Here is a 6,078-nt window from a genome sequence, read left to right as displayed (position 1 = left end):
GTTCCCCGGTTCGGCGCCGAACTGGGGAACAACCCCGGGTTCGGCGGCAGGGGGACAGCGGGCAGAACGGACGAAGCGGTACACATCCGCGGCTGGGGTGGGTAGGGTCGGGCGATGGCCCCGCAGCGCACGCCCCGGCACCGGGCCGGAGCGCCCGCGGAGGTGCCCCGGTCGCGACCGGCATCCGGGACGTCGCGGCCCGCGCGGCCGTCGTCCGCGGTCCCGACGCCCGCGGCGGCCCGACGGCGGGGCGGCCCGTTCGCGCGGCACCTGCGGTCCGGTCCGCGGGTCGCCGCGACGTCGGGGGTCGCCGTGGCACTGCTCCTCGGCCCGCCGCTGGGCGTCACGGTCGCGACGGCGACCGGCGAGCTCCGGCCGGAGCACGTCGGCCCGCGCGGGCCGGTGGTCGCGGCGCTGCCGTGGCAGGGGACCGACCCGGAGTCCTGGCTCGACGGCCGGGAACCGCGCGACGACCGCTCGTCGCGGACGCTGGCCGACGGCCGCTCGGCGGACGACCTGGAGCGTCCCTCGGACACCTCGGCGGCACCGACCGCGCCCGGCGCGCCCCACACCCCGTCGGACGGTGCCGAGCGGGCGGAGCAGGGCGGGACCGACGACGGGGTCGAGCCGGCCCCGGCGTCCCCGGAGCCGACGCAGCCGGGTCCGGGCGACGCGCAGACCGACCCGGCGGCGTCGGGCGAGGCCGCCGACCCGGCGCCGAGCGTGACGCCCGCCCCCGCCTCGGCGTCCGCCGCGGCGGTCCCGGCCGGGCCGGGTGCGATCTCGGCGGAGGGCGCCGCCGTCGTCGAGCGGACCAACGCGGAGCGCGCCGAGGCGGGCTGCGGCCCGCTCGTCGTCGACGGGCGGCTCACCGCGGCGGCGCAGTTCCACAGCGAGGACATGCTCGCCCAGGGCTACTTCGACCACACGAGCCTCGACGGCCGGTCCCCGTGGGACCGCGCGAAGGCCCAGGGCTACGCGAACCCGGGTGCGGAGAACATCGCGAAGGGTCAGGCGACCGCCGAGGACGTGGTGCGCGCGTGGATGGACTCGCCCGGGCACCGGGCGAACATCCTCGACTGCGACCTGCGCGAGATCGGCGTCGGGCACGCGGACCGGGTGTGGACCCAGCTCTTCGGCCGAGGCTGAGCGCGTGCCCGGCGCGCCGAGCGCTCAGAGGAGCGACGGCGCCCCGGTCGCGCGTGCCTCCCGGTCGAGCAGGCTGCGCTTGACCTCGAGGCCGTAGCGGAACCCGCCGAGGCTGCCGTCCGTGCGCAGCACGCGGTGGCACGGCACGAACAGCGCGGCAGCGTTCATCGCGCACGCGCCCGCGGCGGCGCGCACGGCGGCGGGCCGTCCCGACAGCTCGGCGTACCGCGTGTAGGTGACCGGGTCGCCCGGCTCGACCGTGCGCAGCACGTCCCACGCGTGCGCGCGGTAGGGCCCGGAGACCTGGCGCACGGGCACGGCGTCGATCGCGTGCACGTCGCCCGCGTAGTACGCCCGGACCGCGGCGACGGCCGGGACGACGGCGGGTGCGTCGTCGGGCACGAGCGAGACGTCCGCGGGGCGCAGGTCGGGGTGGACGAGCGCGACGAGCGCCGCGGGCTCGGCCGTCCAGCCGGAGGCGAGGACGGTGCCGTCGGGGTCGACGACGACCGTGAACGGGCCGTCGGGCGTGGTGACCGTCGTGCTGACGGCCGTACCGGTGGTGGTCGTCGCGGGGGCGGTGGCTGCGGTGGTCACGGGGTCTCCTTCGTGAGGGCGGACGAGGGTCGGGGGGCCGCGGCGCGCCAGAGGTGCATCGCGGCGTACGAGCGCCACGGCGCCCAGCGCTCCGCGTGCGCGACGAGCGCGCGCCGGTCGTCGGGCAGGCCGAGCGCCGCGGCGCCCGCGCGCAGGGCGAGGTCGCCGTCGAGCAGGACGTCCGGGTCGTGCAGGACGCGCATCGCGACGTACCCGGACGTCCACGGGCCGACGCCGGGCATCGCCTCGAGCGCCGCGCGCTGGGTGGCGGGGTCGTCGGCGGGGGAGAGCGCGAGCGACCCGTCGGCGAGCGCGCGCGCGACCCCCAGGATCGCGGCCGTGCGTCGCGCGGGCCCGCGCACGTGGTCGGCTCCGCCCTCGGCGAGCTGCGTCGGCGTCGGGAAGAGGCGGGTCGGCCCGAACCGGGACGCGAACGGCGTGCCGAGCGCGACGGCGAGCCGCGACAGGTGCGTGCGCGCGGCGGCGACGGAGATCTGCTGCCCCACGAGCGCGCGGACGAGGATCTCCGTCGCGTCCACCGCGCCCGGGACGCGGACACCGGGCACGGCGCGCACCGACGCGGCGAGCGCCGGGTCGGTGGCGAGGGCCGCGTCCACGGCCGCGGGGTCGGCGTCGAGGTCGAACAGGCGGCGGACCCGGGCGATCGCCGCGGGCAGGTCGGCCACGGACGTGAGCTCGAGCTCGACGTGGAACCGTGCCGCGCCGCGGGCGTTCCCCGGCGGGGGTCCGTGCGTCGCGCGGAACGCGCCCGGCCCGTGCGGCAGCGCGAGCGTGCGCGCGTACGACAGGACGGGTCCGGCGAGGTCCGCGACCTCGACGCCGTCGACGGCGCGCGCCGCGAGGAACGCGAAGACACCGCGTGCGTCGAAGGGCTCACGCAGGGGGAGCGTGAGGTCGAGCACCGCGGTGGTGCCGCCGTCGTCCCCGACGGCACCCGCGCCGTCGGGGCCGCGGACCGCACCCCCCGACCCCGTGGCGCCGCGGGGCGGGGCCGGGCGGTCGGGCCGCGCCCGACGGCGCAGCTCGCTCGGCGTCGTGTCGAAGACCTCGGTGATCGTGTCGTTGAACTGCCGGACGCTGCCGAAGCCCGCGGCGAACGCGACGTCGGCGAGGCGGAGGTCGGTGCCCGTGAGCAGGGCGCGCGCGGTCTGGGCGCGCAGCGCGCGGGCGAGCGCGACCGGGCCGGCGCCCAGCTCGGCGACGAGCACGCGGTGCACGTGCCGGGCCGAGTACCCGAGGTGGGCGGCGAGACCGTCGACGCCCTCACGGTCCACGACGCCGTCGGCGACGAGGCGCATCGCGCGGGCGGAGAGGTCGTGCCCGAGGTCCCAGCTCGGCGTGCCGGGCACAGCCTCGGGGAGGCAGCGCTTGCACGCGCGGTAGCCGGCCTCGTGCGCGGCCGCGGACGTGAGGTAGAACGTGACGTTCTCCGGCTTGGGCGTGCGCGCGGGGCACGACGGGCGGCAGTAGATGCCCGTGCTCCTCACGGCGGTGATGAACTGCCCGTCGAACCGCCGGTCGCGCGACGCGATGGCGCGGTAGCGCTCCGCGAACACGGGGTCCGCAACCGCGCGGGGAGTCGCGAGGGTCGTCGTCATGACTCGATCCTCACCCCGCGGACCCTCCCGTGGCTAGCGGGATTCGGACACGACGGTGACGCCCCGCCGGCGCGAACGCGGGATCTCTCCTCAGGCTGGTCGGGTCCTGGGGAACGACCCCGGGTTCGGCAGCCGAGGGCGTGCGATCGGGGCCGTCAGACGTGGCCGTCGAGCCAGTCGAGGACCTCCCGCAGGTAGGTCGACCGGGCGGGCTCGGGGGAGAGGGCGAGGTCGTGCGCGCCGCCCTCGACCGTGACGACCGTGACGTCGTCGCCCAGCCGCTCGGCACGCGAGGTGATGTGGCCGACGTCGAGCACGCTGTCGGTCGTGAGCAGCGCGTCGTGCCAACCGGACGCCGGGCCGCTGCGCGCGGACGCCAGCACGAGGACCGGGCAGTCGACGTGCAGACCGCGCCCGACGCGCGCGTGCGCGCGCCGCACGGCCCGGACGAACCCCGCCCGTGCGGGGAATCCCTCGATCGGCTTCCAGGCGAGGTCGAAGTCCCACTCGCCGCCCGTGCTCGCGTGCAGCGCCTCCACCCAGTGCGGGTCCAGCGCGCCCACGACGAGCCGCGGCGCGAACCGCCCGACGACGTCGATCACCCACGTGACCGGCCCGCGGAACACCCACGGCTTGTTGAGGTCGAACCACGGGCTGTTGAGCACGAGCGCCGCGAGCCGGCCGGGCCGCGCGTCCGCCCAAAGGCTGGCGACGAGGCCGCCCGTCGAGTGGCCGAGCACGACGAGCCGCTCGTGCCCCTCGGCCCGGATCGCGCGCGCGGCGGCGTCGAGGTCCTGCGCGTAGACGGCGAGGTCGGTGACGAAGTTGGGATCGTCGTCGGGCCGCGACGGCGCGCCCGAGCCGCGGCCGATCGAGCGCCCGTAGCCGCGCAGGTCGAGCGCGTAGAACCGATACCCCCGCGCCTCGAACGCCTCGGCCACGTGGGTCTGGAAGAAGTAGTCGATGAAGCCGTGCACGTACAGCACCGCGGGTCGGTCGCCGTCGGGCGCCGCGGCGTCGCGCCGCACCAGGGTCGCCACCGCGCCGTCCGGGAGGTCGAGGTCGCGCGCGACCCATTCCCCGCCCAGCACGTCCGGCCGCCAGGGTCCGTCCGTCCAGGTCGCCTCGTCCACCGCTGCCTCCTCGCTGCCGCCGGCACCGTCGGCACGCTCGTCCGACGTGCCAGGGTCCCACGTCGTGCGAGCGTCCGGCCGCCGACGGGCGGTAGCGTGACGCGGATGACGAGCGAGATCATCGCCCGCGTCGACGACGGCGTCGGGCACCTCACCCTGGACCGGCCCCGCGCGCTCAACGCGCTCGGCTACTCGATGCTCGGCGAGATCGCCGACGTGCTTGAGGAGTGGCGCGTCGACCCGACCGTGCGCGTCGTGCTGCTCGACGGCGCGGGCGACCGGGGTCTGTGCGCGGGCGGCGACGTCCGGGAGCTGCGCGCATCGATCGTTGCCGGGCGTCAGGCCGACGCGCGCCGGTACTTCCGGCGCGAGTACGCCGTCGACGCGGCGCTCGCGGAGCTGCCCGTGCCCGTCGTGACGATCATGGACGGCATCACCATGGGCGGCGGCGTCGGCCTCGCCGCGCACGCGCCGGTCCGCGTCGTCACCGAGCGGTCGCGCGTCGCCATGCCGGAGACGCGGATCGGCTTCACGCCCGACGTCGGAGGCTCCTGGCTCCTGGCCCGCGCGCCCGGGCGGCTCGGCGAGCTGCTCGCGCTCGGCGCCGTGACGATGGACGCCGCCGACGCGATCTTCGTCGGGCTCGCCGACCACTACGTGCCGAGCGAGCGGCTGCCCGTGCTCGTGGCCGACCTCGCGGCGCTCGCGACCGCGGGCGTCGACCCGCTCGACGTCGAGGACGTGCGGGAGGTCGTGCGCCGCCACGCCCTGCCCGCACCCGTCTCGCGCCTCGTCGCCCGGCAGGCGGCGGCCGACGCCGCGTACGCGGCGGACGACGTGCCCGAGATCGTGGCGCGGCTGCGTGCCGCCGCCGGCGACGGGGACGAGCAGGCCGGCGCCGAGGCCGACGAGCTCGAGCGGCTCTCGCCCACCGCGCTCACCGTGGCGCTCGCCGCCGTCCGCAGCGCGCGCCACCTCCCGGACCTGCGCGCCGCGCTGGAGCAGGAGTACGGGCTCGTCTCGTGGTTCGTCGACACGCAGCCGGACCTCGTCGAGGGCGTCCGCGCGCAGGTGGTCGACAAGGATCGCGACCCGTCGTGGCGACCGGCCACGCTCGCCGAGGTCGACCCGGGCCTCGGCGCGGAGGCGCTTGCATACGTGCCGGCGGAGGCGCTGTGGGACGACGCCCTGAGCCCGCGCCTGGCACGCCGCGCGGTCGAGGCGGTCGTCCGCCGGTTCAGCGAGGAGGAGCCGACGCCGGACGAGCTGGTGGAGGCGAGCGACGACCTCGTGGTCGAGCTCGTCGAGCGGCACGACGGCGGCGGCACGGTCGTGCACCTCGCGGACTCGTGCGGGGAGCACTTCCTCGACGGGTACTGGCCCGCGGTGCGGTTCGACGCCGTGGGCGACGTCGTCGAGGTCACCGTCGAGTCCTGAGACGCGACGCGTGCGGTTCCCCCGGAAGACGCCGAAGCGGGGGGGGGGGGGCGGCCGCGGGGGGCGGGGGGGGGCGGCGGGAGGGCGGGGGGCGGCGTTGTCTGTCGCGAGGATGCGCAGCACCGCGTGCCGGCTGGCTGTGG

Annotated in this window: 5 protein-coding genes; 2 read left to right on the top strand and 3 right to left on the bottom strand. The window is 77.5% G+C overall.

The annotated features are described in order from the left end of the window. The first annotated feature begins 114 nt into the window (after nt 1-114). Nucleotides 115-1,149, top strand: a complete 1,035-nt coding sequence (locus ACFWH7_RS20215) for a CAP domain-containing protein (protein ID WP_378219339.1) — start codon at nt 115-117, stop codon at nt 1,147-1,149. A 24-nt stretch (nt 1,150-1,173) separates the two neighbouring features. Here ACFWH7_RS20215 and ACFWH7_RS20210 read toward each other — a convergent pair whose 3' ends face one another. The 3 genes from ACFWH7_RS20210 to ACFWH7_RS20200 all read right to left on the bottom strand — a co-directional run bounded on the left by ACFWH7_RS20210 (nt 1,174) and on the right by ACFWH7_RS20200 (nt 4,498). Further along, nucleotides 1,174-1,746, bottom strand: a complete 573-nt coding sequence (locus ACFWH7_RS20210; protein ID WP_378219337.1) for a methylated-DNA--[protein]-cysteine S-methyltransferase — start codon at nt 1,744-1,746, stop codon at nt 1,174-1,176. Continuing rightward, on the bottom strand, nt 1,743-3,365 hold the full coding sequence (locus ACFWH7_RS20205) for an AlkA N-terminal domain-containing protein (protein ID WP_378219335.1): 1,623 nt from the start codon (nt 3,363-3,365) through the stop codon (nt 1,743-1,745). The genes ACFWH7_RS20210 and ACFWH7_RS20205 overlap by 4 nt, the downstream gene beginning before the upstream one ends. Nucleotides 3,366-3,520: 155 nt before the next feature. Continuing rightward, nucleotides 3,521-4,498, bottom strand: a complete 978-nt coding sequence (locus ACFWH7_RS20200; RefSeq protein WP_378219333.1) for an alpha/beta hydrolase — start codon at nt 4,496-4,498, stop codon at nt 3,521-3,523. A gap of 105 nt (nt 4,499-4,603) precedes the next feature. Here ACFWH7_RS20200 and ACFWH7_RS20195 point away from each other — a divergent pair, with 105 nt between their 5' ends. Then, nucleotides 4,604-5,935 (top strand): enoyl-CoA hydratase/isomerase family protein, encoded by a 1,332-nt coding sequence (locus tag ACFWH7_RS20195; RefSeq protein ID WP_378219331.1) that lies wholly within the window; start codon nt 4,604-4,606, stop codon nt 5,933-5,935. The last annotated feature ends 143 nt before the right edge of the window (nt 5,936-6,078 follow it).

Source organism: Cellulosimicrobium cellulans (genome assembly GCF_042723955.1).
In the GTDB taxonomy this organism is placed as follows: Bacteria; Actinomycetota; Actinomycetes; order Actinomycetales; family Cellulomonadaceae; genus Cellulosimicrobium; species Cellulosimicrobium cellulans_H.
The sequence above is the reverse complement of the archived record's forward strand: the minus strand, read 5'-3'. Positions and strand labels throughout refer to the sequence as shown.

Bases quoted from the DNA above. Each gene is read 5' to 3' on its own strand.
- ACFWH7_RS20215 (WP_378219339.1), top strand. From the start codon at position 115: ATGGCCCCGCAGCGCACGCCCCGGCACCGGGCCGGAGCGCCCGCGGAG.
- ACFWH7_RS20205 (WP_378219335.1), bottom strand. From the start codon at position 3,365: ATGACGACGACCCTCGCGACTCCCCGCGCGGTTGCGGACCCCGTGTTC.
- ACFWH7_RS20195 (WP_378219331.1), top strand. From the start codon at position 4,604: ATGACGAGCGAGATCATCGCCCGCGTCGACGACGGCGTCGGGCACCTC.